This is a genomic window from Actinomadura soli, assembly GCF_005889715.1.
GTDB lineage: Bacteria > Actinomycetota > Actinomycetes > Streptosporangiales > Streptosporangiaceae > Spirillospora > Spirillospora soli.
The window spans coordinates 1-883 of record NZ_VCKW01000591.1 but is presented as its reverse complement, the minus strand read 5'-3'; the positions used below and the strand labels follow the sequence as shown (position 1 = coordinate 883).

Genomic DNA, 883 nt, shown 5'->3' with positions numbered 1-883 from the left:
GTGTCGGCCTCGGGGGCGGGGGGTTCGTCGGGGCCGCCGCCGATGCCGGTGCCCACGGCGCGGTCGCGGAGCGCGAGGATGACGTCGGCGCCGCTGGTGGCCCATTCGTGGGCGCCGGTGGCGTCGCCCTGGGCGTAGAGGACCTCGGCCACGGTGCGGTAGACCTCGGGGTCGCGCGGGCGATCGGCGCGGATCTGCTCGACGAGGGTGCGGGCCTCGTCGGCGCGGCCGAGTTCGAAGAGGGCGTCGGCGAGGTAGGCGCGCGGGTCGCCGTAGGTCTCGCCGCCGTCGTCCAGGGCTCTGCGATACAGCTCGGCGGCCTTGGTGTGGTCGCCCGCGTGCTGCCACTGCTCGCCGGCGCGCAGCAGTACGTTGGCGCGTGACACCCCGCCGGACACCGACTCGGCCAGCTCGGACAGCCGACGGGCCGCCGAGATGTGATCGCCGGTGCGCAGGGTGTCGAACTCCAGGTCGTCGAGGTCGTCTTCCGTCACGTGCGTCACGCTTCAACGCTACCCGCCGCCGCGCGACCGAAGCGGGTGAATCGATGATGATCGTGTGAATAACGGGGCGTAGGTGTCAGCTCACCTGCGAGAACGTTCTAGCGCGTCCCAGAATCCGCGGCGCAGGGCGTGCCGCACCTCGTCGTGCAGGAGGAAGTCGATCGGGAGCGAGGAGCCCTGGAGGAGGCGGGCCTCCAGGTCGGACGGCATCCGCGGTTTGCGGGCGAGGACGGCCTCCAGCCACAGCGCGGGCGCGTCCCTGGCGACGGACTCGCCGAAGTCCTGGCCTTCCTGGTGGGCGGCCTTGACGGCGTCCGCCAGCGTCGGGGTGCTCTGCTGCACGGGGACGGGCGAGATCTGCTGGGGGCCGGTGTAGGGGC

Annotated in this window: 1 protein-coding gene and 1 pseudogene; both read right to left on the bottom strand. The window is 72.7% G+C overall.

Going from position 1 to position 883, the window contains the following annotated elements; all coding sequences use genetic code 11:
- Positions 1–503: tetratricopeptide repeat protein (locus tag ETD83_RS42035; protein ID WP_230421551.1), on the bottom strand; the 503-nt coding region annotated here is incomplete at its 3' end.
- A gap of 81 nt (positions 504–584) precedes the next feature.
- Positions 585–883 (bottom strand): annotated as a pseudogene (locus tag ETD83_RS42030) (NYN domain-containing protein); the annotation flags it as partial.